This is a genomic window from Microcoleus sp. S1D4 (assembly GCF_036700765.1).
In the GTDB taxonomy this organism is placed as follows: domain Bacteria; phylum Cyanobacteriota; class Cyanobacteriia; order Cyanobacteriales; family Microcoleaceae; genus Microcoleus.
Map to the genome: position 1 here is coordinate 201,129 of NZ_JAUBPP010000008.1, position 24,520 is coordinate 225,648.

General features: G+C 44.8%; 17 protein-coding genes and 1 pseudogene. 10 read left to right on the forward strand and 8 right to left on the reverse strand.

From position 1 onward, the window contains the following. Positions 1-246 precede the first annotated feature (246 nt). The 6 genes from glmM to hpsP all read left to right on the forward strand — a co-directional run bounded on the left by glmM (position 247) and on the right by hpsP (position 6,254). Positions 247-1,707, forward strand: coding sequence for a phosphoglucosamine mutase (gene glmM, locus QT998_RS11200; protein WP_333089518.1), 1,461 nt, complete (start codon positions 247-249; stop codon positions 1,705-1,707). A gap of 224 nt (positions 1,708-1,931) precedes the next feature. Then, positions 1,932-2,900 (forward strand): hormogonium polysaccharide biosynthesis glycosyltransferase HpsN, encoded by a 969-nt coding sequence (gene hpsN / locus QT998_RS11205; RefSeq protein WP_333089335.1) that lies wholly within the window; start codon positions 1,932-1,934, stop codon positions 2,898-2,900. A 163-nt stretch (positions 2,901-3,063) separates the two neighbouring features. Further along, positions 3,064-4,236 carry a hormogonium polysaccharide biosynthesis glycosyltransferase HpsO gene (hpsO, locus tag QT998_RS11210; RefSeq protein WP_333114656.1) on the forward strand — a complete coding sequence of 391 codons (1,173 nt, stop codon included), beginning with the start codon at positions 3,064-3,066 and terminating at the stop codon, positions 4,234-4,236. Positions 4,237-4,429: 193 nt separating this feature from the next. Next, positions 4,430-4,777 (forward strand): hypothetical protein, encoded by a 348-nt coding sequence (locus tag QT998_RS11215; RefSeq protein WP_333114660.1) that lies wholly within the window; start codon positions 4,430-4,432, stop codon positions 4,775-4,777. Next, on the forward strand, positions 4,774-4,953 hold the full coding sequence (locus tag QT998_RS11220; protein WP_194008849.1) for a hypothetical protein: 180 nt from the start codon (positions 4,774-4,776) through the stop codon (positions 4,951-4,953). The genes QT998_RS11215 and QT998_RS11220 overlap by 4 nt, the downstream gene beginning before the upstream one ends. A 47-nt stretch (positions 4,954-5,000) precedes the next feature. Next, positions 5,001-6,254 (forward strand): hormogonium polysaccharide biosynthesis glycosyltransferase HpsP, encoded by a 1,254-nt coding sequence (gene hpsP, locus QT998_RS11225; RefSeq protein ID WP_333114661.1) that lies wholly within the window; start codon positions 5,001-5,003, stop codon positions 6,252-6,254. A gap of 157 nt (positions 6,255-6,411) precedes the next feature. Here hpsP and QT998_RS11230 read toward each other — a convergent pair whose 3' ends face one another. The 4 genes from QT998_RS11230 to QT998_RS11245 all read right to left on the reverse strand — a co-directional run bounded on the left by QT998_RS11230 (position 6,412) and on the right by QT998_RS11245 (position 11,045). Then, positions 6,412-8,376 carry a TerD family protein gene (locus tag QT998_RS11230; protein WP_333218001.1) on the reverse strand — a complete coding sequence of 655 codons (1,965 nt, stop codon included), beginning with the start codon at positions 8,374-8,376 and terminating at the stop codon, positions 6,412-6,414. Positions 8,377-8,616: 240 nt separating this feature from the next. After that, positions 8,617-9,177, reverse strand: coding sequence for a TerD family protein (locus QT998_RS11235; protein WP_333089328.1), 561 nt, complete (start codon positions 9,175-9,177; stop codon positions 8,617-8,619). 233 nt (positions 9,178-9,410) lie between these two features. Continuing rightward, positions 9,411-9,836: a DUF4359 domain-containing protein gene (locus tag QT998_RS11240; protein ID WP_333089327.1), complete on the reverse strand. Its 426-nt coding sequence runs from the start codon at positions 9,834-9,836 to the stop codon at positions 9,411-9,413. Positions 9,837-10,079: 243 nt separating this feature from the next. Continuing rightward, the gene (locus QT998_RS11245; protein WP_333114663.1) at positions 10,080-11,045 is read right to left on the reverse strand and encodes a M48 family metallopeptidase; all 966 of its coding nucleotides are present in this window, start codon (positions 11,043-11,045) and stop codon (positions 10,080-10,082) included. Positions 11,046-11,290: 245 nt separating this feature from the next. Here QT998_RS11245 and QT998_RS11250 point away from each other — a divergent pair, with 245 nt between their 5' ends. The 3 genes and pseudogenes from QT998_RS11250 (at position 11,291) to QT998_RS11260 (ending at position 12,587) form a co-directional block, all read left to right on the forward strand. Then, positions 11,291-11,842, forward strand: a complete 552-nt coding sequence (locus tag QT998_RS11250; RefSeq protein ID WP_333089325.1) for a 1,2-dihydroxy-3-keto-5-methylthiopentene dioxygenase — start codon at positions 11,291-11,293, stop codon at positions 11,840-11,842. A gap of 2 nt (positions 11,843-11,844) precedes the next feature. Next, positions 11,845-12,261 (forward strand): annotated as a pseudogene (locus QT998_RS11255) (XisH family protein). Further along, a complete protein-coding gene (locus QT998_RS11260) occupies positions 12,249-12,587 on the forward strand; it encodes a XisI protein (protein ID WP_333089323.1) in 339 nt (112 codons plus the stop codon). The pseudogene QT998_RS11255 and the gene QT998_RS11260 overlap by 13 nt, the downstream one beginning before the upstream one ends. 8 nt (positions 12,588-12,595) lie before the next feature. On the opposite strand, the gene QT998_RS11265 is transcribed toward QT998_RS11260, so the two are convergent. Continuing rightward, positions 12,596-14,212 (reverse strand): NAD(P)/FAD-dependent oxidoreductase, encoded by a 1,617-nt coding sequence (locus QT998_RS11265; RefSeq protein ID WP_333114665.1) that lies wholly within the window; start codon positions 14,210-14,212, stop codon positions 12,596-12,598. Positions 14,213-14,437: 225 nt separating this feature from the next. Between QT998_RS11265 and QT998_RS11270 the strand changes: the two genes are divergently transcribed. Further along, a complete protein-coding gene (locus tag QT998_RS11270) occupies positions 14,438-15,046 on the forward strand; it encodes a chorismate lyase (RefSeq protein ID WP_333089319.1) in 609 nt (202 codons plus the stop codon). 94 nt (positions 15,047-15,140) lie between these two features. Here QT998_RS11270 and QT998_RS11275 read toward each other — a convergent pair whose 3' ends face one another. The 3 genes from QT998_RS11275 to QT998_RS11285 all read right to left on the reverse strand — a co-directional run bounded on the left by QT998_RS11275 (position 15,141) and on the right by QT998_RS11285 (position 24,342). Then, complete coding sequence (locus tag QT998_RS11275; protein WP_333114667.1) at positions 15,141-16,457, reverse strand: cytochrome P450; 1,317 nt, start codon at positions 16,455-16,457, stop codon at positions 15,141-15,143. Positions 16,458-16,529: 72 nt separating this feature from the next. Further along, positions 16,530-21,845 (reverse strand): PAS domain S-box protein, encoded by a 5,316-nt coding sequence (locus QT998_RS11280; RefSeq protein WP_333114669.1) that lies wholly within the window; start codon positions 21,843-21,845, stop codon positions 16,530-16,532. 514 nt (positions 21,846-22,359) lie between these two features. Continuing rightward, positions 22,360-24,342: an ABC transporter ATP-binding protein gene (locus QT998_RS11285; RefSeq protein WP_333114671.1), complete on the reverse strand. Its 1,983-nt coding sequence runs from the start codon at positions 24,340-24,342 to the stop codon at positions 22,360-22,362. Between the last annotated feature and the right edge of the window lie 178 nt (positions 24,343-24,520).

Below are 24,520 nucleotides of genomic sequence, written 5' to 3' on the forward strand. Positions count from 1 at the left end.
AACGATCGCGCAGTGCGATCGTCCCGAATAGCGGTCTCAACCATCCTGCAAGCGCCTGCCGATCGTAAAATTTAGCCCTTGAGTCCGATACAAATTTTTCCCGAAAAGTTAAACTTTGTGCGTAGGTTGACAGGGTACGTTACCTGATAAATCCCCGAAATAAATCGAGTTTACGCTGAAAATAAAGACTTTCAGTTGTAACATGAACTGCAAAGTGTGAGTGTGAATATTCCTAAAGGAGTGAATATGGTTCAGACACCTTCGCGCCATCGCGGCAGCGAGTTTCCGGCTGTTAATTCAGCAAGCCCAGTCAAACGCGATACGATTCTGCTGGGAGATAGCGCCCCGCTGCCAAATACAAAACTCTTCGGCACAGACGGCATTCGCGGGAAAGTGGGAGAATTGCTGACTGCATCCCTAGCGCTGCAAATTGGCTTCTGGGCTGGGCAAGTTCTCCGCCAAAATGCCCCCAACCAGGGCCATGTGATGTTGGGGCAAGACAGCAGGAATTCTAGCGATATGCTGGCAATGGCGCTATCTGCGGGTTTGACAGCGGCCGGTTTAGAAGTGTGGAATTTGGGCTTGTGTCCGACTCCCTGCGTTGCTTATCTGGCAAGCATTTCGGATTCTGTCGGCGGTGTGATGATTTCGGCTTCTCACAATCCCCCTGAAGATAACGGGATTAAGTTTTTTGGCTCAAACGGCTCTAAGCTGTCGCAACAGTTGCAGGAACAAATCGAAGCGGGAATCCGGGGGGCTAAGGTTCCGGTTGCTAGTTTTGCTTTGGGACACCACTACCACCGCCAGGAGTTGGTGAAAGATTATGCTGCTTCTCTCTCTGATTCGCTGCAAGAGATGAATTTGTCGGGAATGCGGGTGGTTTTGGATTTGGCTTGGGGGGCGGCGGCTGGTTTGGCACCGGCGGTATTTGAGAAAATGGGGGCGGATGTTATCTGTTTGCACGACTCTCCTGATGGCGATCGCATTAATGTTAACTGCGGTTCTACTCATCTCGAAAGTTTGCAAGCGGCGGTTTTGGAACACAATGCCGATGTGGGATTTGCTTTTGATGGCGATGCCGATCGAGTTTTGGGTGTTGACAACAAAGGTCGATCGATTGACGGCGATTACATTCTTTATCTGTGGGGTCGGCAGTTGCGCGCCTCCGAACAGTTACCGTCCAATTTAATTATTTCTACTGTAATGGCTAACCTCGGCTTCGAGCGAGCTTGGGAAAAATTAGGAGGAAAACTAACTAGAACGAACGTGGGAGATCAGCACGTTCACGCTGAAATGCAGCGCACCGGTGCGATGTTGGGCGGCGAACAGTCGGGACACATTCTTTGTCCGCATTTTGGTATTAGTGGCGATGGTTTGCTCACAGCTTTGCACATAGCTTCGCTGGTGCGCCAATCCGGGGAATCTTTAGCGCAATTGGTCAGCGGCAGTTTCCAAACTTATCCGCAGTTGCTGGTAAATGTGCGGGTGGACGATCGGGAAAAACGCCTAAAATGGCACGAGTGCGAAATTTTGCAAGGGGCGATCGTCCGTGCTAAAACTGCAATGGGAGAACAGGGACGAATTTTGGTTCGCGCTTCTGGCACTGAACCGCTGATCCGAGTTATGGTAGAAGCTGCCAGCGCCGAATTGGCTAATTTCTGGACTGATAATTTGGTGTTGGCAGTTCAGAAATACCAATCTCTTTGATCTGAAGGAAGAAGGAAGAAGGAAGAGGGAAGAAGGAAGAAGGAAGAGGGAAGAAGGAAGAGGGAAGAAGGAAGAGGGAAGAAGGAAAATTATAGAGATTCAGTCTCTTGGTTTAAAACTAATTTCTGATCCTGCTTTGATATTCCTGCTTTGATATTCCTTCTTCCTTCTTCTTCAAATCTCAAATCTCAAGTTTCAAATTGAATACTTTGGCGGCAAGTGCCATGATGATTTCTGTTGTGATACCTACCTACAATCGCGAGCAACCTTTGCGAGAGACACTGGCTGATGCGATTCGGCAAAATTACGATAATTTTGAAGTGCTGGTAATCGATCAAACTCGCACCCATGAATTGGAAACTCAAGTTTATTTGAACGAATTGGCAAATGCGGGAAAAATTAGGTGGTTTCGGGTAGATTGGGCGAGTTTACCAGGTGCTCGAAATTATGCAGTGCGGCGCGCTGTTGGAGAAGTTATTTTATTTATTGATGATGATGTACAATTGCCAGATGGTTTTTTGGCGGCTCACGCTGGCAATTATTTACAAAAACCTGATGTGGGATGTGTGGCGGGCAGGGTTTTTGACAGAATGAAACTGGATAATTCTATCAGCGGTTTGGCGATCGAATATTTGCCTCCAGAAGCGATGGATGCAGCCGTTGCTTGGTATTTTATCGATTTGGTGCATACGGTACAACCGCAGCAGGTGCTCTCGGCTAGAGGCTGCAATATGTCGTTTCGCCGGCGGATTTTTGCTGAGTGGGGTTTGACTTTTGATGAGCGGTTTGCGGGGAGTGCTGTGCGAGAGGAGTCGGATTTTTGTTTGAGATTGCGATCGACTAACATGAAAATTTGGTACGATCCCAATGCTTGTTTAGTTCACTTAGGGGAGGAGAGCGGCGGATGTCATGATGTCAGTACGCGATCGATCGAATATCAAATCACATTTTATCACAACCACTTCCTGATGGGATTGAAAAATTTAACAGCCTTTCAATGCCTGCAATTTTTCGCCAAACTCTTTGACTGCCAAGTTTTGGGAAATCCGCCTTGCCATAAAAGCCGATCGCCTCTTAAAATATTTCTGAGACTTACTTTTTATCTCCTCGGCTTGATTAGCGCCATCAAGACATTAATTCAGTCCCTCTGGAACGACGGACAAATTTACACCCATCAAGACAAAAAAGCTTAATGATCTCATTGCGAATGCAGCGCAGTGAATTGAAGCAATCGCAGAGGCTGCAGGTAGCAAGATCCTTCTCAATCAATAACTAACATAAATTTTCAACACCTATTCTTTTCTCTTCCTTCTTCCTTCTTCCCTCTTCCTTTTTCCTTCTTCCCTCTTCCAAAAAATGAGAATTCTGGTCGCCAGTCACACATATATAGTTGACATTAATCGCGAAAAATTCAAAATATTAGCCAACAACTTAGAACCCGATATTGAAGTAACAGTTATAGTACCGCGACGCTGGAAACCTGGAGGCGTACAAAATAAAATCATCAAAACCGGATTCTATCAACAAGGTTCATTTAAAGTAGTTCCCGTCTCCAATTACAGCCAAAACAATCAAGGATTACTAACGTTTGGCCCCGATTTAATTAAAATATTACACGAATTTAGACCGCAGATTATCCAAGTCGAACAAGGATCAAAGTCCCTAGCCTGCGCTCAGCTAATCTTACTAAATAAATTACTAAAGTTGCAAGCAAAAAATATATTATTTACCTGGTGGAATCTGCCTTATAAATTGAACTGGCCCGTTTCAGCCTTAGAAAATTACAATCTCAATCACACCGACGGAATTATTGCAGGGAACCTAGACGGAGCGAAAATTTTGCGCGATAGAGGCTATCAAGGTGCGGTGAAAGTAATGCCGCAACTCGGAGTAGATGAAACTTTATTTCTACCGACTGCTAAAAATGCTGATTTATTAAAAAAATTAGGCGTTGAACCGACAGATTTTGTGGTAGGATTTGTCGGTAGATTTGTTGAAGAAAAAGGATTGTTGACTTTGGCTGAAGCCTTGGCAGGGTTGAAAAAAAACTCTTGGAAGTGGCTGTTAGTAGGACAAGGAAAATTGCAGGCGCATCTCGCAGAAAAATCTAGAGAATGGGGAATTAGCGATCGCATAATCTGGGTAGAAAGCGTTTCTCACGAAAGAATCCCCCCCTATATTAACTTAATGAACTGTTTGGTATTACCATCGCAAACGAGCTATAAATTCAAAACTTTAACTACTGTGGGTTGGAAAGAACAATTCGGCCATGTTTTAATTGAAGCGATGGCTTGTAAAATTCCCGTTATCGGTTCCGACTGCGGGGAAATTCCCCACGTCATCGGATCTGCAGGGTTAGTCTTCCCGGAGGGAAATGCGGGGATTTTGCGAGATTGTTTGCAGCAATTGATGGAGCGGCGGGAGTTTGCTGCTGATTTGGGCGATCGGGGTTATCATAGAGCGATGAGCCATTATACAAATAAAGCCTTAGCTGAACAGTTATTAGATTTTTACAAAGAATTTTCCTAGCGATCGTAACTTTTAAGCAAATCCACCTAATTAAACGTAAAATACAGATCGAGTCGCGCTGAAGCTAGATGTATATGTATTATTCCTGCTATAGCAACGATAACTCAAGCCTTCTTCCTTCTTCCTTCTTCCTTCTTCCTTCTTCCTTCTAATTAGCAGTATAATTATGATTGTCAAATAAAAACTGTGGTAAATGTCTATTCCTTCCGACATACGACCTTTGGTTAACGAACTCTACCAGGTACTGAACGATACCGAGCGCCAAGCAACCCAGGGACTTTTTGCACTTAGAACAGCAATGTCTCTGTTTCCTGAAAATGAAATACTGATGCAATACTTTTCTTCGATCAGTAATTTTCAATTCTGCGTAGCAGGTACTCGTTTACAAGCAGAGAACATTGTGAGCAATATATTGCTGGCTGGTGTTCCTGACGAAGATGTTCAAAAAGCCGGAGATTATTTAGGAGCCTTGCTACATATGGCTCCAGAAGTTAAAATTATGATCGAACAAGTAATTGAAAAATTAGATGCATTGCCATGAAAAAATTACCCGATGAAAGCCTACTCCTAGAAATTCTTGAAATTGTCAAAGCCACTGAAGCCAAAGCCAGTGAAATGTATGAATTTTCTAAGCAAATATCTCACAATACCCAGATAAAAGCAACAAAGAGAGAGGAAGCTCAACAGCTACATGGCCAGCCTTTTCCAGATAATTAAATTTGTCATTGGAGAGGTTGGTATATTGATTTAAAAAACGATCCTCCATGCGAATCATCCAAATTATTCCCTCAATTTCCCTCGTCTACGGCGGCCCGAGTCAAATGGTATTGGAACTTTCTGCCGCCCTAGCTTCCCAAGGCGTTGATGTCACAATTATCACCACAGATTCTAATGGAGATATCGGTCAATCTCCCTTAGATGTGCCGTTAAATCAACCAATCAAGCAAAACGGTTATCAGATTATTTATTTCCGCTGTTATCCGTTTCGTAGATATAAGTTTTCACTCTCGTTATTGCAGTGGTTCAATCAAAATGTAAGGCAATTTGACCTCGCCCACATTCACGCTCTTTTCTCACCAGTAACTACTTTTGCTGCTAGAATTGCTAGAAATCGCCAGTTACCGTATATTATTCGTCCCTGCGGTATGCTCGATCCCGCAGATTTAGAGAAAAAAAAGTGCTTAAAACAGATTTATGCTGCACTTTTAGAACGTCCTAATTTAGCAGGTGCTGCTGCGATTCATTTCACTAGCAAGCGAGAAGCTAAAATCTCAGAAAGATTTGGTTTGACCGGGCCAAGCGAGATAGCTATGTCACAAGATTTTATGTTACCAAATAAGACAAATAATATTGCTATTTCACAAAATTGTTTTCCACAAGATTTGCTGATTCCCTTGGGGGTGAAAGCAGCTTTTTATTCTGATTTATTGCGAATTATTCAAGCGCCAGTCGTATTATTTATGTCACGGATAGAACCCAAAAAAGGATTAGATTTGCTGATTCCTGCTCTAGAAAGTATTTTAGCGGACGGCATAAAGTTTAATTTTATTTTAGCAGGTTCCAATCCCCAAGATGCTGATTACGAAACAAAAATTAAACAACAAATACAAAATTCAAGTTTAGGAAAATTTACCACAATCACGGGTTTTGTTAGCGGTGATGCCAAACTTGCACTGTTGAGAAAGGCTGACTTATTTGTGTTACCTTCTTATTACGAAAACTTTGGCATTGCTGTTGCAGAAGCGATGGCTGCTGGTGTACCTGTTGCTATTTCCGATCGCGTACAGATTTCCGAAGACATTGAGCAAGCAGAGGCGGGCTGGGTTGCTCCTTTGGATGTAGGGGCGATCGCCAATTCAATTAAATCAGCACTTCTGAACCCACAGGAGTGCCAGCGCAGGGGATTAAATGGCAGGGAGTATGCCGAAAAGTATTATAACTGGGAACATCTCGCCCGACAAACCATCGATGCTTACCAGCACATTTTGTCATCTATAGAAGAAGGAAGAAGTCATTAGTCATTAGTCATTAGTCATTAGTGTTGTCCTCCCCCATCGAACGTCCAACGTCACCAGGAAGAGGGAAGAAGGAAGAAGCAATAAAATCAATCGTTTTAGCCATTAACAGCGTCCTAAGCGTCTTGGCGGTTGCTATATTAACTAATGCAATAGACGTTTATCTTTTACTTCTTCTCCTGCTGCGAGTTCTGGTGCTGCTGCTATCAGAATCTATTGGCGAGATTTTGGGCTTGCTGCTATTGCTGTCAATCTGAGTGGAGTTAGAGTTGGAAGGAGCGATCGCAGATTTTCTTCTAATTATAATCGGAACATTGACAGATCCACCGCAGCGCCGGCCCAAAGAGTCGATATTCCTTCGATAATCGCAGATTACAGCCGGTGCAGTCGGTTCTTGACACTCATTAATCATGCTTTTTGCTAATTGGTAATTGTTGCCGTCTCCCTGCTTTGAGAAAAGTTCTCCAGCTTGTTGAAAATCTGATACTGCTTGCGATTTAGTTCCCAACATACAGCGAATAGCGCCTCGTTCCAAATAAGCCAAACCATAATCAGGATTGACGCGAATAGCTTGTTCGTAATTCCCGATCGCCTTTTGCTTGTCTCCCAATTCATAGTATGCTTGACCGCGACCGAAATAAGCTTCTGCCAAGTTAGGATTGAATTGCAGCGCTCGATCGTAATTGTAAATTGCCTGCTGCTTGTTTCCCTGTTGTGAACTCGCAATTCCCAATCCGAGATAAGCTTGGGGTATGTTGGCATTCAGCCCTAAAGCTTGAGTAAAATTGGCGATCGCCCCAGGAACATCTCCCTTTTGAATTTTTAAAGAACCTTGGTTGCTGAAGTTGGTGGCTTTTTGAGTGATCGCCAGTCTTTGACTGATAACAGCGAGATTTTTTCGGTAATTAGATAACTTATTTTGAGCTAAATTATAAACAGGTGTACGTGAATCGATCGCTTCTAAAAGTGCGATCGCCTGTTGCCATTTACCCTGCGACTGATGCCAAACTTCCATTGGATGAGGCGGTTTTTGCACGAGCACAGCAGCTTCCAGCGCCAAATTTTGAGCTTTTTCTAGACTTTCTGCAGCCTGTAAATTTTGCTCGACAGCAACCAAATTCGGGCCTAACGTCAGCAAATCAATTCTCGCCTGTGGATATCCCAAGCCGGGGAAGTTAGGAATTTTTTCTAAATTCGCGATCGTTTCTTTAAGTCGTTTATCGAAACTTCTGAGTAGGTTGATATCGGTTGCTTGCGCTGCATTCTGCGTTTCAACGGTTAGTATTTTTGATTGCTTCAGCGTTTCATTTCCCGATCGCATAAAGGCGAGCGCGACTGCACCAGTCCCCAGCACCAAAACGCCTAAACTTGCCGCTAAAGCTAGCGGTATTTTGCGGTTTCGGGAATTAACTTGATGGTTAATTTGCGATCGCGGCGGGATTTCCGTCTCCCCGGAAGCTGCCGCTTCTGACTCCACTTCCAACTCCCAAGCCGGCAACTGCAAATCATCTGCTGCCATTTCCGGTGCCAACTCGTTAGTAATTGGAGCAGTATTATTGCTATTTTTGCTACAATACTTGTCAACAAAACTCTGCAATCCAGCTTGAGATCCTTGTCCTACCGCCTGAAATCTCCACTCTCCATTCTTTCTGTGCAAACGCCCGAATTCTACAGCAGTTTCTCGCGAAAAATTCTCTTTTAATTTATACCGAACAAGTTCGGTTCCCGTATCCACATTGCAAATTTTGATAAAAGCATTTGTGATATTACTAAAATCTGCCTTAATTTTATCTGCTTCGTGAATGGTGACAGCAAAAGTTATTTCCTCAATTTCAGGATTAACTTTTTCTAATATCAAGCCGTAAATAGTCTTGTTTTTTTGACTTGGGTTGTTTTGTGCAGGAATCGATTGCAGTAGCGAACCGTCACAGGATTGCAGATTATTGTAAAATATAAAATATTTATCGTTAGGCACTTTACCGTCAGAAGCTAGCATAAATGCAGAGACATCAATCTCGTAGCTTTGTCCTGCCTCTGTCAACTGCCAACCGAGGGCGATCGCCATTTTTTTCAAATCCGGCGCTTCTTGAGAAATATTAAATCTTTCACCCTTACTTAATTGCATTGCCATCTGCTTATTTATAAAAGATAAAAATTGATATCACTCACTTTAATATAAATTGGTGTCAAAATGTTTTATTTTTAATAAGACTTAATATTAACTTGCGTCTGATAGCAGGCCAGATTTAAAATATGTGCTTTTTGTGGCCGGATTTACGAAGATTTACTGACATATAATTCAATTAACTTGGGTTAAAGCCGATCGCCCCTAGCCTCGCTTAAGCGGAGCCATGTTATTTCTATTTCAGCTACAATACTTGTCAACAAAACTCTTTAATCCAGCTTGATATCCTTCTCCTACCGCCTGAAATCTCCACTCTCCATTCTTGCGATACAAGCGACCAAATTCTATAGCAGTTTCTCGCGTAAAATTCTCTTTTAATTCATACCGAACAAGTTCGATTCCCGTATCCAAATTAACAATCTTGACAAAAGAATTTATGATATTGCTAAAATTTGCATTAACTTTCTGTGCTTCGTGAATAGTGACAACAAAAGTTATTTCCACAATTTCAGGATTAACTTTTTCTAAGATAACGCCGTAAATAGTCTTATTTTCTTTACCTGGGTTGTTGTTTGCAGGAATCGATTGCAGTACCGAACCGTCAGAGGATTGCAGGTTATTGTAAAAAATAAAATATTGATCGTTAGGTATTTTACCGTCAGAACCTAGCATAAACGCAGAGACATCAATCTCGTAGCTTTGTCCTGCCTCTGTCACCTGCCAACCGAGGGCGATCGCCATTTTTTTCAAATCCGGCGCTTCTTGAGAGATATTAAATCTTTCACCCTTACTTAATTGCATGGCTATCTACTTATTGGTAAATAATAAAACTTTATATTGTTAATTTTATATTAAAATGACATCACAATTTATGATTTTTATTAAAATTTAATATTTGGCGTTTGATAGCGAGATCGATTAAAAATACGTGCTTGCTGTCTAGGAATTTATTGAAACTTACTTAGATATAATTACGCAAGTAAAAACCGGGTTTTCTAGAAAACCCGGTTTTGAGAATTGAACTTAATTTAATCCTAATTTTGAGCATTTTCAGAACTAGGTGGCAGGGTGACAAAATTACCGAAAGCTGCAACGGTTGGATAGGTTTTTTTGCCCACTTGAGTTTTGTAAATGCTGACAACGCCTAAGTTCTGACGTTCCGTTGTATTGTCGAGCAAGTGTTCGATCGAACTCCGTTGCGAAGTTAGCAAATTTTTGCAACTGCCGATCAGCGTCTCTGCAACGCCGCTCAACGCTTGAGGCACGCGAGAATCCTTACAGACAGTGTTTTCCAACTCGGTTTGGAGTACGCCGGAAGCATAAGTTAAATATTTGTCTCTAGGAGGATTTGTAAATGCCATACCGGCGGCTAACACGGTTAGGGCGATCGCCACTTTTCCGACATTACCGAAAAAATTAGAAGTTGGTTTGTGAGTATTCATTGGTTTATCAATAATCATTTTTTTCCTAGCCCGATTGAGTTAAAAGCTTATCTAGATTTAAACTACACCTTCTGTGAAACAGATTTCAGAAAGGAGAGGACAGTTTTTAGATTGGAGGCCAGTTGCGAGTAAGTCTCTCACTAGCCCGTCTTCCTTCTACTTTCCTCCCTCACCCAAATCCGGTAAATTTTCCCAGACTTACGCAAACAGTGGTGTAACGCGCTAATTGTAGCCACCAGGTGGTTGCGGCACACCCTAAAGTTATTTTTGCTGAGATTTTTGTCGATCGATCTCCCGCTGCAATTCTTCAATCTGACGGCGTAAAGCCTCCGTCTCGCTGTTAGATGTTTGGGACTTCACATCAACCGCACCCTCAGCCACAGCCCGCTTGTAGTTTCCCAGCTTGATTTGGCGGTATTCCTCCGAAGCGGCCCAGTCTCGCAAATACCGCAGGCGTTCCACCGGGAAAGGGTGACTCAGCATCACGCCTTGGCCGCCGTTGTAAAGTAAAAATTTATACACTTGATTGAGATTGTCGCGATCGAGCTCTTGATAGTTATCAGACTGGCGGATAAATTCTTGCAAACTGCATTGGTCAGCATATTTACTGCTAACTCCCGCAAGTTTCATCATCGTCTTCATCACGCTATTCAAATCATCAGTTACTAACAAAGCCGCCCGATCTGCGGATAATTCCGCCTTGCGCCGCCACTCATAAAAAGCGTAAATTAAACCGCTTCCGACCATATTTCCCAGCCCGAAAGTCATCTCGCCAATGGTCGAGGCGACGCTCATCGCCCACATCGCCATTTGATTTAAAATTGGATGGCCGCATTTTATGTGTCCCAACTCGTGAGCTAGCACTGCCTTGATTTCTGCCTCGTCCAATAAGTCTAAAAGACCCGTATTTAACACTATATAAGGCTGGTTTTTTCCTAGGGCGTAGCTGTTAACGGCGGGATTTTGAGACACAAACAAACCCGGTTCTGGAAAAACATCTAAATCCTGCACGCACTCCCGAAATATGTGATAAATGCTGGCATACTGGCGCGGCCCGACTTGAATGCTATTTCCCATTAAGTAAACGAATTGCGGTCGTTCGTAGACAAATTCTACAAATTTGCTGGCAATTAAGTCAAATCCAGGTACGCTGCGTAACGCTTCTTCGGCTTGGCGATCGAGGGGATGCTGAAATGCTTCGCTAGAAATTCCAGTATAAGTAGGCATGGTTGTTGCAAAAATTACATGAATAAAATCAGTATACTGAACCGCTGGCGGTACAGACGGACACCTGACTTTTTTGGGTTCTGATTAAATACTGACAAATTAATTGGAAAATTGTGTTGAGTCGATCGACCAAACTTGCGAACACCCACAAATCCTAAAATTAGCGTTAAAATTGTTTTTCTGCTACAAGGGCGATCGACCAATATCTTTCGCGGTCTGTGAATCAAAAATAAAAACGTGAAATAATGGCTATCCTGCAACTCGAAAACGGTACAACCTACACTCAATTAAGCGATATTGCGCGCGAACTCGCGCCTTTAAACATTCAACTCAACCGCTGGCCCGTGGGTGACAGCGCTGAAATTCTGGAATTGCTAGCGAAAGATGCTCTTGACGACAATCAAAAAGAGCAAATCCTGCAAGCCCTCGACGGCTACTTTCAGCAACTCAAGGAAACCGCAGGCTATCAAGAGCGCGACTTAATCGTACTGCACCCAGACATTCCCAACATCGACACCGTGCTGTCGAAATTCAATAAGTGCCACATCCACGCTGACGATGAAGTCCGCTATATCGTAGCAGGCGAGGGCATTTTTGGCTTCGTGCGGCCCGACGGTAGCCAAGTTGAACTTACGGTGCAGCCAGAAGAATTTATCAACGTACCGGCGAATACGGAACATTGGTTTTATTTGACTGCGGCCCGGAAAATTAAAGCAGTGCGCTATTTTACCACCACAGAAGGCTGGACGCCGGAATATACGGATACGGAAATTCGATCGGGCTTAGCTACTGTTTAAAGATGCCAGCTAAAGATAAGTTTCACGAACTCGTCAAGACTGCCCTCGAAAATCAGGGTTGGACAATTACCCATGACCCTTATCATATCGATCTGGGATTTGTTGATTTTTATATCGATCTCGGTGCAGAACAGTTATTAGCAGCGACAAAGGATAGTGAAAAAATTGCGGTTGAAATCAAAACGTTTTTGGCACCATCGACTATTTCAGAGTTTCATACCGCAGTGGGACAATTTATCAACTATCGGATTGCATTATAATTTGACGATCCAGATAGAATTCTTTACCTGGCAATTCCATTAGCTATTCACAAAAAAATTGTCAAATACTCATTTATTCAAACGGTAATTGAACGTAATCAAATTTCGCTTTTAGTTTATGATACCGAAAAAAAGGAGATTTCTCAATGGATAAAATAAGTTTGTATCGTCAACATATTCAGGAGTTGCTAACTGAACGAGCTCAGAGGCGATCGCCTCACGATCCAGTTGCTAGTGAGACGATTTTCGATCTAATTAGCGATCGCTATCAACTGGTTCATGTGGGTTGGAAAAACAGTAGCACTCGAATTTATGGCTGTATAATTCATGTAGATATTAAAGATGGGAAAATTTGGGTGCAGCATGACGGGACTGAAGAGGCGATCGCCAATCAATTAATAGCACGAGGTGTCCCCTCCCAGGAAATTGTGCTAGCCTATCATGCACCTGATGTCCGACAATACACCGAATTTGCAGTTGGTTGATCCCAGCCTCAAACTTTGTGGTTTTCTCGCAAAATACTCAAAGCAACCGCCTCCGCCACCTTAATCCCATCAATCCCCGCCGAAAGGATTCCACCCGCATATCCCGCACCTTCCCCAGCAGGATAAAGGCCTTCTGTATTCAAACTCTGATAATCTTCCCTGCGCTTAATCCGAATCGGCGAAGAAGTGCGCGTTTCCACCCCAGTTAAAACCGCATCATCCATCGCAAATCCTTTGATCTGTTTGTCAAAAGCCGGAAGCGCTTCGCGGATGGCTGCGATCGCAAAATCCGGCAAACTTTCGCTCAAATCAGTCATCACAACTCCCGGCGTATAAGAAGGCTGCACGCTTCCTAGCGCCGTGGAAGGGCGATTCGCTAAAAAATCTCCTACAAGCTGCCCAGGGGCGTTGTAAGTACCTCCTCCTAACTCAAATGCCCGTTCTTCTAGGCGACGCTGAAATTCAATTCCCGCCAAAGGATGACCGGGATAATCTTCCGGCGTGATACCCACCACAATCCCGCTGTTAGCATTGCGTTCATTGCGAGAATATTGACTCATCCCGTTAGTCACAAGTCGCCCCGGTTCCGACGCAGCAGCCACTACCAAACCACCGGGACACATACAGAAACTGTAAACAGAACGGCCATTTTGGCAGTGGTGAACCAGTTTGTAATCGGCGGCGCCCAAAAGTTTGTGGGCCGCGCGATCGCCAAAACGACAGCGATCGATTAACTGCTGCGGATGTTCCACCCGAAAACCAATAGAAAAAGGTTTAGCCTCGATGTAAACACCGCGCGAAAATAACATTTCAAAAGTATCGCGGGCGCTGTGTCCCACCGCCAGAACTATATAATTACTAGCAATATATTCTCCACTGGCTAGGGTAACTCCCTGCACTTTTCCATTTTCGATATGGATATCTTCTACACGAGTTTGAAACCGAATTTCTCCGCCTAATGATTCAATTTGGGCGCGAAGACTTTGGACAATTCCAACCAGTTTGAACGTGCCAATATGCGGTTTATTAATATATAAAATTTCCGGTGAAGCTCCCGCATTCACAAGTTCCGTCAGTACCTTGCGCCCGTAATGCTGGGTATCTTTAACTTGGCTGTAGAGTTTGCCATCGGAAAAAGTACCCGCACCACCTTCGCCAAACTGAGCGTTAGATTCTGGGTTGAATTCGGTTTTTTTCTTCCAAAATCCAAAGGTGTCAACTGTGCGATCGCGCACTGCTTTTCCGCGTTCTAAAAGGATAGGGCGAAACCCCATTTGTGCCAGCATCAGACCTGCAAACATACCGCACGGCCCCGTACCAATCACAATGGGCCGAATCGTCAAATTGCTGGGGGCTTGCGCTACATAGCGATAACTCGTGTCTGGTGTTACCGTGACATGAGGATCTTTTTTGAAGCGTTGCAGATGTTGTTTTTCCTGTGTCGTTTCCACATCCACAATATAAACAAGGACGATTTCTGCTTTTTTGCGAGCATCGTAGCTGCGCTTGAAGATGGTATAGCTGAGCAATTCTTCGGGGGGGATTTGCAGCTTTTTGAGTATGGCGCTGGCGATCGCATCTTCAGGATGATCTAAGGGAAGTTTGATTTCGGTTATTCGTAACATATAGTAGTTGTCAGTTGTCAGTTGTCAGTTGTCAGTTGTCAGTTGAATAAAATCAGTCGAATAAAAGTATTTAGGAATTATGCACGGGTAGCTAAAAAGCGTTTTTTTCTTCCAAAACCCGGTTATGAGAGTCGGAGTGCGATCGCGAAGTTTATTATAACTATTTGACTTGAGATAATTGCAGAAGCGTTATAATAAACAAAAAATTAAGTTTTGTAAACACCCTTGACTGCAACATTCACATTCAAAAACAACCAAACCTGGCACGCTCTAAACCCCCTGTGGGAAGGAGCAGAAGACGCTGTACAGAGGGGTTTACCCCACACTAAGCTAGCGCCGGCATGGCAAATACTGCTCCTGGGCGACGGTTCCCCCACCCGTCACCTGCAACTGCTGACAGGGGAACCCACAGAAGTAGACGTAATCGATATGTCCTTGGTGGGTGACGATGCAGACGGCGCACCCCAGCAAATTGTCGCGGTGCCCGGGCCGCGCCTCCGCCGCCAAGTGTGGCTGCGGACTGCTTCGGGACAGCGCCTCGCCTACGCGACTTCCTGGTGGGAAGCGAGTCACGTAGATGAATATTTACACAATAAATCTTTACCCATTTGGGCTAGTTTAGCGCGGCTGCGAACAGAATTGTATCGCGACGTGCAAGGCATTTATTTGGGTGATTCGGCCATTTTAGAGTCAGCTTTTGAACAGTCGGGGCCTTTTTGGGGGCGACACTATTTGTTTTGGCATCACGGTAAGCCGCTGACGCTGATTTATGAGGTGTTTTCACCTTATTTAACTAAGTATTTGGGGCCGATGCACTTGGATGTTGATTCATAAAATGCGATCGCTCTTCGAGAACCCTGTTAGATAAAATATCGGAATTATCGATCTCTCTGTTCTCTTCCTCTGAGTTCTCTGCGTCCTCTGTGGTTTAATCCTTCAGATTCATAGTTGTTTGCCGAAATTTCACTCGCAAACCGTCGCGCGGGTGCGGAGTCGGTACTCGGATTAAATTCAAATCTTGATCCGGTAACAACTCCCATTCGCACTCTCGAACAATCCTCGCCGCAAACAATTTCATTTCCAAGCGGGCGAACTCTTTTCCCAAACATTCCCGCAAACCGCCGCCGAAGGGCACGTAACTAAAAGGTTTCGCATTTGTCGATCGATCGCCCGTAAATCGATCGGGATCAAAGCGATCGGGTTCGGGATAAACTGCGCTATCCTGATGCGTCTGATTAATTTCATACAAAACGCTCCAACCCTTGGGAATTTCGTAGCCACCGAACTCGCAAGCCTTAATTACCTGCCGAAAACCGCCTCCCACCGGCGGCACCAACCGCAGCACTTCTCGCATCACCTGCTCCAAATAAGTCATTTGTTTGAGCTGTTCCAGAGTTAGCGGTTCAGTTGCAGGAAACTGCTGTTGTTCGGCGCGAATTTTTGCCATTACATCGGGGTTTTGAGCCACGAGAAGACAAAAAGAGGCGATCGCCGAAGTCAGAGTTTCGTGTCCCGCAAACAACAGCAACAGCACTTGATCCTTCAACTCCTCCAAACTCAGAGAAATGCCCTCATCATCGCGAGCGCTAATTAGCAAACCCAAAGCATCATTACCGCCGGGGGTTCCTTGCTGTCTGTCACGAATAATATTTTCTAGTTCAGCTAACAGCAACTTTCTGCCATTTTTAGCTTTGCCAAACCGAGTAAAAGGCAAATCCAAAGGAATAGAAAATAAACCATCCGAGAAAATCTCAAAATAATGTCCTAGCGCAGTATCCGAACCATTATCAATCCCAACTAACAGCTTGCTTGCAACATCAAAAGTATAATTTCTCAGTTCGGGATACCACGCAAACTCGCTCATTTGAGTCCACCTTTGCAAGTAGCGCCCCGTGATATCTTCCATCCCGCCGATGTAGCCCGCCAGAGCTCGCGGTTGAAATGCTTGATATAGTAGCTTGCGCCGATTTTGGTGTTCCGAACCCGTTTGCAGCGCCAAGGAAAGCGGCCCTAACAGCGCTTTGGTGCTAGGAGGCCAACTCACAACAAAATACTGGTTTTCATGGCTTAAAACAAACAAATTCGCCTCCTGGCCGCACACAAACACGGTAGGTTGTCCGAAGATGCTGGTTTTGAAAATTGGCCCGTACTGTTGGTGGCGTTTTTTGGCAAATTGAGAATCTTTCAAAAAGTTGAGAGTATCGCCAATTAGTGATAAACCTAAACTTCCTGGAGGTAATGCCATTTTAGATTTTAAATTTTAGATTTTTAATATTATATCAAACTCTGATGACTAAAGTCCTCACTACAAACTTATTTAATTTTCTCTTCTTTTAATCGGAATCTCGATTGCAAATTCAGTACCTTTCCCGATCGCCGAAAAACAGTTGATTTTACCTTTGTGTTTTTCGACAATAATTGAATGGGAAATTGCTAAACCCATCCCCGTACCGGAACCGATCGGTTTTGTAGTATAGAAAGGGTCGAATATCCGCTGCTTGACTTTATCGCTGATACCTGAACCGTTATCAGCAATTACGATCCTAGCGCAAGTACCTTCTACCTCTGTACGAATGCGGATAATTCCCGGATTTTCCGGCGGATATTGTAAAGCATCGATCGCGTTAGCGATAATATTCATAAACACCTGATTCAACAGTCCGGCGTAGCATTCCACCAGCGGCAATTCTCCGTATTCTTTAATGACTTTAATGGCTGCGCGGTCTTGCTGAGCTTTCACACGGTGTTCTAAAATCATTAATGTGCTGTCGATGCCTTCGTGAATATTAACATCTTTCATCTCAGCTTCATCGAGACGAGAGAAATTTCGCAAACTCCGCACAATATCCCGGATGCGAGTTGCTCCTACCTGCATCGAAGATAGCATTTTTGGCAAGTCGTCGAGCAAGAAATCCAGTTCTAACCGCTCTATTTCTTCCTGAAGATTTGGAGAAGGTTCTGGGTGTTCGTCTCGATACATTTGCAGCAGTTTTATTAGGTTTCCGGTGTATTCTTCAGTGTAGGTTAGATTGCCGAAAATAAAGCTGACTGGGTTATTGATTTCGTGGGCAATTCCTGCTACCATCTGACCGAGACTGGACATTTTTTCGGCTTGGACGAGTTGAGTTTGAGCAAGCTTAAGTTCGCACAGAGTTGTTTCGAGTTGGGCAGTTTGTTCTTGCGCGATCCGGGCTGAATCGACGCTTTGAGTGTAGAGTTCTGCTTGATTAATGGCGATCGCCAATTGATTGCCCACCGCCACCAAAAGTTCCACTTCCTCATCGCTCCAATACCGCACTCCGCTAGATGAAGTGCAGCCAATGACCCCAATTTTACCTGCAGATGTTTGAACCGGAATGTTCAGCAGAGAGTGGAATCCTATATTAGTGAAATACTCCCGCTCTACTGGATCGGTAACAGTCTCAAAATCATCGATCCGAATTATTTCCAAATTAGCAATTCGCTCCGCATGAGAACCAGTTGCACTAATAGGAAATACACCTAAAAGCGAAGAAAGATTGGCATTTCTTGCTTCATACTGCACCTCCCAAACTGGCGGCGACACCTCTGCATTATACCAAATAAACACACAGCTATCGAGTCGCAGCAAATCGCGAATCTGGTGTACAGTTGTTGCTAAAATAGTATCTAAATCCAGAGATTGGCGGATATTGCTAGCTAGTTGGTTCAGCAGCGTTTCCTGCTCCGCTAATTTGCGGAATCTTGCTTCCGACTCTTCTAACTGTCTTTGAGCTTCTCTTTGTTTCGTCACGTCCACACCCAAACCAATCAAGCCCATCGCGTTACCGAAATCATCTTTGATCTGAGTTTTAATTGTCTCGAAATGGTGATATTCACCGTCAACAAGCTGCAGCACTTCTTCAGTATAACAGGGAGTATCTTGGCTCCAGGCTTGCGCGTCAGATGCCATGCAGTTAACAGATGCTTCTAATCCCAAAACTTCCGAATAGTGAGAGGCTGCTAAAAATCTTGATTCGGGAACAGCCACATCTTCGCAGAAAGTTTTATTGACTAATAACATCCGCCCGCTCGCATTTAACATCCACACCCAGATCGGAGCGTTGTCAATAATTCCCCTCAAAGTTTGCTTTTGGGCGGCGAGAGCCATTTCTGTTTGTTTGCGCTTGATTCCCAAGGCGATCGAATCAACACTTGATGCTAAAGCAATTAGTATTGATTCCTGCAACTCCTGGCGAGCAAACATCACGATTACTCCCAGCAACTGATTGTCAACAATTAGCGGATATCCAGCAAAAGCTACCATTCCTTCTCGTTTCGCCCATTCTTTGTCACTGACTAGGGGATCTGTTTCCACAAAATTAGTGATGTGAGGTTTTCGCGATCGGGCGATTAAACCAATCTTGAACTGGCCGACAGCAATGCGGCTGTGAGCGCCGTCAATGTGAGTATACATCCCCCCACTTGCTTGCAATTCCAAGACATTTCCCTGTTCGTTCAGCGTCCAAATCCGAGCAAACGCAGCATCCAAATGGCGCACAACTGCATCGGTGCATTGTTGCAAAGTGGCAGGTAAACTCTGGTTTTTAGTTAGAGCAATTCCAATATCTGCTGTGAATAAAGAAATTTTCAATTGTTCTGCTAAACTTTGTTCTGCTTTTTTGCGCTCTGTAACATCCGTAGCAGCACCGAGACGCTGCTTGATTTTTCCCTCTGCAGTTCTGCTAAATACAATTTCGCGGCTGACGAACCAGTGCCAATTATTTTGTTTGTCGCGCACCCGATATTCGTATTCAACAACCTCGTCGTCGGGAGAATTTTTTAATTGCTGCAAAGATTCGGGAAATTGAGCTAAATCTTCAGGGTGGATAATGGTCGGCAACAGACTGCTGCCCATTGTGGCAACTTCTTCGAGGCTATAGCCTAGAGTTTCAGCGAGTTCGCGGTTGCTGTAGACATTTCGATGCTCGATATCATCGTAAACATAGAGAATATTTGGAGTTGCATTAGCAATGCGCTCGACAAAATGCTGGCTCTCTTGGAGGGCTGCTTCTGCTTGTTTGCGATCCGTAATATCGATCGAATTACCAATTATGCGGTAGATGTTGTCAGAGGCATCGCGCAGAGGTGTCAGAGTGACGATATACCAACGTTCTGCGCCTTCGATCTCGGCGCTGTCTTCGTAGGCAATCGAGCTGCCGACACTCAAACAATCGACGCACCTTTGCCGAAAATCTGCTGCTATTGGCGGGGGAAAAAGTTCTTCTGGGGTTTTGCCTTTGACATCATTGCTCAAAAAACCTGTAGAGGCTTCTGCAGCAGCATTCCAGCCCGCGTAGCGCAACTCTCTATCTGCGCCGATATCTACCACGAAAATAGCTTGACTGGAGCCGTTATAGATGCTATTTAAAAATTCTTCTTGTTCGCGCAATTGTGCTTCGACTTTTTTTCGTTCTGTAATGTCGCTGGAACTGCCGACAATGCGATAAATTTTGCCCGAGGCATCCCGCAGGGGAGTCAGATTTGTCATAAACCAGACTTCTATACCGTCAAAACTAGCGGGATATTCGCGGACAATCGAGCTGCCTTTTTCCAGACACTCGATGAAATTTTGCCGGAACATTCCTGCGGTAATTGGATCGAAAAGCTCTTGGGGAGTTTTGCCGCGGCCGAATTCGCTGCTGATGCCGCCGAGTAATTCGGCTGCTAGGTTCCAGCCGGCGTAGCGAAACTCTCCATCTGCGCCGATATCTATTACGAAAATGCTGTAGTCTACGCCGTCATAAATGCTGCCCAAAAATTCTTTTTGCTGCTGTATTTCTTGTTCTATGATTTTGCTCTCTGTAATATCCGAGTGTATTCCCACCCACTGGCGAACGCTGCCGTCTGCGTTCAATAGGGGCACACCGCGCACGCTCATGTACCTGTACTCGCCGTCGTGCCGCAGCAAGCGGTGTTCTATTTGGTATAAGGTGCTGTTGGCAAGTGCATCAGACCACATCCTGGCAGTATATTCTCTGTCGTCTGGATGGACACGATCGAGCCACCCCCATCCTTTAATTTCGTCGTAAGTCGCTCCGGTGAATGCACTCCATCCTATTTGTTCGGTGACAAATTCGCCTGCTGCTTGAGTATCCCAAACAATTTGGGATGTGGCTGTAATTAAGCAGCGATAGCGTTCCTCGCTTTCTTCCAAGGCTTTTTCTGCTTGTTTGCGATCGCTAATATTGCGAGCAACTCCGACTACACCGATGATGTTTCCGAGTCGATCGCGCAAAGGACTTTTGGTAGAGAGAAATGTTCGGATGTTACCCTCGCTATCTTTTCCTGCTTCCTCGATCGTTTCCTCAATCCCAGATTGCCACACCCGGCGGTCATTTTCCACCAGCATATCTGCAATCTCCGGCGGAAATAATTCTGCATCTTTTTTGCCAATAATTTCCGATTTTGGCAAGCCAATAATGGCTGCAGCCTGAGAATTTACCAATAGGTGGCGGCCCTGAATATCTTTGACAAAAATGCTGTCACCTGTACTTTCGATGACGCTTTCCAAGAGGATGTTTTTCTCTAGTAGCGCGGCTTCTATTTCTTTGCGATCGCTGATGTCGCGAGATATGCCCACAACGCCGATAAATTTTCCTTCCGAGTCACGCCAAGGGTATTTCGCTGTGAGAAACGTTCGCACAACTCCGTTTTTTGGTATATCTTCTTCATAAGTAAAACATTCTCCCGTAGCAGTCACTCTGCGGTCTCCTTCGATAACTTGAGCGGGTATTTCACCGGGAAATAATGCTGAATCGTCTTTGCCTATAATGGCCTCGATCGGTTTTCCAGAAAATTGAGCTACTGCAGAATTTGCGATCGCGTACCGGCCTTCAAGATCCTTGACAAAAATCAGATCCGGCGTGCTTTCTATCACGGAACGCAAGATAGAATTGCTGTGTTGGAGAGACTCTTGGGCTTGTTTGCGATCGGTAACGTCGCGGCCGATCGCGTACATCAATTCTTCTTCGCAGAAAGGGCTAACAGTCCAGGCTACCCACTTGTAAGACCCATTTTGACACAGCCAGCGGTTTTCAAAACCAACGCTACTGTTGCCCGCAGCAATGCTTTCAGCTTCTTTGATAGTAGCTTGGCGATCGTCTGGATGCACGAATTCAATGAAGAGTTTGCCAACCATTTCGGCTGGGGAATAGCCGAGGATTTTTTCTGCTGCTGGGTTGATGCGTTTGAAATAACCGTCAAAACCAATGACGCACAACATATCTGGCGAGAGACTAAAAAAGCGATCGCCCTCGTCGGTTTTGCCCGATTGGCGATCGTTTTTCTTAGCAGCAGAGTCGTTCCATCCCGCTGCTGCGGCCAGCAGAACAATATTTGCTATTACCAAAAATGCCAGGGCGATCGGGCGATCATACAAACCACTGGCACCGCTTGCTACCAGCCACCCGTTTAGTACCAGCAGTACGACTATCAAAACTGAGAATTGGCTGCTGCGGGCGATCGTCTCTAAGTTGATGTTTTTTTTATACAGCATTCTGGATTTAGTCTTTTGTTTTCTGTTGACTTCTGCAGCCGTGATTTCTCTCAACCGCATTGGCAGAAAGTGCAACAATTTATTATTTCTTTTTCTGATATGAACTGAATCTGTCATTTGTTCACTCCAAAATCAAGAGGAATATTGGCTGTTGAAAACTTACAATAAAAATGTTTAAATAGTGTAAAATATTTTAAATTTGCGAGTTTTAGCATTGTAAGTCCTACCTAAATCTCAGCATTCCCACAAGCGAATTAAGTATATTTACGCAATTAGCAGTGATTTTTGATAGCTAACGCACCTATTTTATGATTTTTTTTCAACAGGCTTAGAGGGTTTATTTCTTATAATGCACTAAACATTGCTGTCAGTCATTGGACATTTGGCCTAATCTAGCTAGTCCCGACACAAAAATTAATTATCTACAGTAAATTAGAAGCGCATTGTTAAATGATATCATGTCCGGCCGATTGCCAAAACAAAAAGGGTTCGCGCGTGCGAACCAAATCTTATCGAGGTACGCGGGCGAGCAATTCCGGATAAAATTGCCAATCGCGGACAGATATTGAAATAATCTGCGTCCATAAGTGTAAATGGGTCTTAATCTGCAGTCAGCCTCGCGATCGAAGATTTAGGCACTCTTGTCTGCTGCTTTGCGACCTAATTGCTGTTGGCGAATGCGTTCCAAATTGCCCGCCGGAATAGCAGCTATAAGTTGCTTGGTGTAAGCTTGTTGCGGTTGGCGGTAAATGCGATCGGCTGTGCCAATTTCCTCGATTTTACCTTTGTTCATGACGATCGCCCGATCGCTCATAAACTTAACCACACTCAAATCGTGAGAAATAAAAATATAAGTCAGTCCAAACTCTGTTTGCAACTCCTTGAGCAAATTTAAAACTTGCGCCTGTACCGACACATCTAAGGCAGAAACCGACTCATCGCAAATAATAAACTTTGGATTCAAAGCCAAAGCTCTAGCAATACAAATTCGCTGCCGCTGTCCGCCAGAAAACTCGTGGGGGTAGCGCCGCATAATATCGGGATTCAAACCCACTCTATCCAACAAATAAGCCGCGCGATCGCGCTGTTCTTTCTGGTTCTTGCCAAAGCGGTGAATCACCATCGGTTCCATCACCGCCGCCCCAACACTCAGGCGCGGATCGAGAGAACTAAAAGGGTCTTGAAAAATAATTTGCAAATCGCGCCGCAGCCACCGCAATTTGCGATCGTACTCTTTTTGCCTTTGATAATTAGCGATCCACTGCCCTCTCGCACTACTTTTCGCAGGAGGAGTAATTTCTTGACCTTCAAAAAATACTTTACCGCTGGCGATCGGAATTAATTGCAACAAAGCTCTTGCTAAAGTTGATTTTCCGCAGCCGGATTCGCCCACCAAACCCAAAGTTTCCCCAGGATAAACCTCAAAAGAAATATCGTTTACCGCCATAAACAAGCGTTTAGTTTCGCCAAACATTCCCTGCACGGGAAAACCGACTCGCAAATTATTAACAGCTAACAAAGGCTGGGAAATATTCGGCAGCCTGGGCGGTTTTCCGGTGGCAAAAGCGGAAAGTCCGCCGCTACTGTCGCCGTCTAAATCGATATTTTTCTCGACAATTACTAATTCGCCGTTGGCATTTGTGCTGACATCCATAAAATCGGAAACCGTCGGTAAGCGGCGCCTTTGCCGATCGAGAGTTGGGCGGCAAGCTAACAGACCTTTTGTGTAAGGATGTTGGGGATTGCTGAAAATTTGTTCGATCGCAGCGCACTCAACAATCTTGCCTCGGTACATCACCGCCACCGTATCGGCAATTTCAGCAATGACGCTCAAATCGTGGGTAATAAAAATCATTGCCATGCCTCTAGAGTCCCGCAACTCGCGCAGCAAAGCTAAGATTGTGGCTTGGACGGTTACGTCTAAAGCCGTGGTAGGTTCGTCAGCAATCAATAATGTCGGATTGCAGGAAATGGCCATTGCAATCATCACGCGCTGGATTTGACCGCCGGAGAGTTCGTGGGGGTAGCGATCGAGCATAGCTTGTTTTTGGCAGTTGATGAGCTGCATCAAATCGCGATCGTCCTCCCGAACAGCTTCTTGCTGCCGGGCCAAACACGTTTGCCGGAGTTCTTCGTCGCCCGGTAGCAGCTTCACCTCTTGCAGCAGCGAAGCAGCTTTGCGCCGCGCTTGTGTCTGCGATACTTTTTGGTGCAGACAAATGGCTTCTGTGAGTTGAAATCCGATCGTGTAAACAGGATTTAGCGAACTCATCGGCTCTTGAAAAATCGTCGCAATCTGGCTGCCCCGGTAGGTTTGTTTTTCCCTGTCCGGCATGGCCAACAGATTCACGGGCCCGTGGCTAGCGCCGTCTTTGGTGGGAGAAAACCAAATTTCGCCTTCGATCTTCGTTGACGAACTCGACAGCAAATTCATCACGGCCAGGGATGTTACCGATTTTCCTGACCCCGATTCTCCCACGATGCCCAGAGTTTGCCCTCGCTTGACCTCAAACGAAACGCCGTCAACAGCTTTGACTGTTGCAGACGCATCGGCGGAGGCGGCAGATGGAAATTCAACCCGCAGGTTGCGAACTTCGAGGACGGTTTCACTCATGGATATCTACGGCAAAAGTTAAATACAGATTAAGTGGATTGTAGCAGGGCTCGCTCAAGGCAGAAGGCAGGGGGAAAGTCTGAATTTTTAAATTAGAAATTTTTTAACTAATGGCGATTTTCGCGCTGATGAGTGAAATATAGATGCTTGGGTAGGAGGGACACGGCACTGCTGTGTC

Excerpts from the sequence above, each read along its gene's own strand:
- QT998_RS11240 (WP_333089327.1), bottom strand. The coding sequence starts at position 9,836 with ATGATTATTGATAAACCAATGAATACTCACAAACCAACTTCTAATTTT.
- glmM (WP_333089518.1), top strand. The coding sequence starts at position 247 with ATGGTTCAGACACCTTCGCGCCATCGCGGCAGCGAGTTTCCGGCTGTT.
- QT998_RS11285 (WP_333114671.1), bottom strand. The coding sequence starts at position 24,342 with ATGAGTGAAACCGTCCTCGAAGTTCGCAACCTGCGGGTTGAATTTCCA.
- QT998_RS11235 (WP_333089328.1), bottom strand. The coding sequence starts at position 9,177 with ATGCAATTAAGTAAGGGTGAAAGATTTAATATCTCTCAAGAAGCGCCG.
- QT998_RS11280 (WP_333114669.1), bottom strand. The coding sequence starts at position 21,845 with ATGACAGATTCAGTTCATATCAGAAAAAGAAATAATAAATTGTTGCAC.
- QT998_RS11260 (WP_333089323.1), top strand. The coding sequence starts at position 12,249 with ATGGATAAAATAAGTTTGTATCGTCAACATATTCAGGAGTTGCTAACT.
- hpsO (WP_333114656.1), top strand. The coding sequence starts at position 3,064 with ATGAGAATTCTGGTCGCCAGTCACACATATATAGTTGACATTAATCGC.
- hpsP (WP_333114661.1), top strand. The coding sequence starts at position 5,001 with ATGCGAATCATCCAAATTATTCCCTCAATTTCCCTCGTCTACGGCGGC.
- QT998_RS11275 (WP_333114667.1), bottom strand. The coding sequence starts at position 16,457 with ATGGCATTACCTCCAGGAAGTTTAGGTTTATCACTAATTGGCGATACT.
- QT998_RS11230 (WP_333218001.1), bottom strand. The coding sequence starts at position 8,376 with ATGCAATTAAGTAAGGGTGAAAGATTTAATATTTCTCAAGAAGCGCCG.
- QT998_RS11265 (WP_333114665.1), bottom strand. The coding sequence starts at position 14,212 with ATGTTACGAATAACCGAAATCAAACTTCCCTTAGATCATCCTGAAGAT.
- QT998_RS11215 (WP_333114660.1), top strand. The coding sequence starts at position 4,430 with ATGTCTATTCCTTCCGACATACGACCTTTGGTTAACGAACTCTACCAG.
- QT998_RS11245 (WP_333114663.1), bottom strand. The coding sequence starts at position 11,045 with ATGCCTACTTATACTGGAATTTCTAGCGAAGCATTTCAGCATCCCCTC.
- QT998_RS11220 (WP_194008849.1), top strand. The coding sequence starts at position 4,774 with ATGAAAAAATTACCCGATGAAAGCCTACTCCTAGAAATTCTTGAAATT.
- QT998_RS11250 (WP_333089325.1), top strand. The coding sequence starts at position 11,291 with ATGGCTATCCTGCAACTCGAAAACGGTACAACCTACACTCAATTAAGC.
- hpsN (WP_333089335.1), top strand. The coding sequence starts at position 1,932 with ATGATGATTTCTGTTGTGATACCTACCTACAATCGCGAGCAACCTTTG.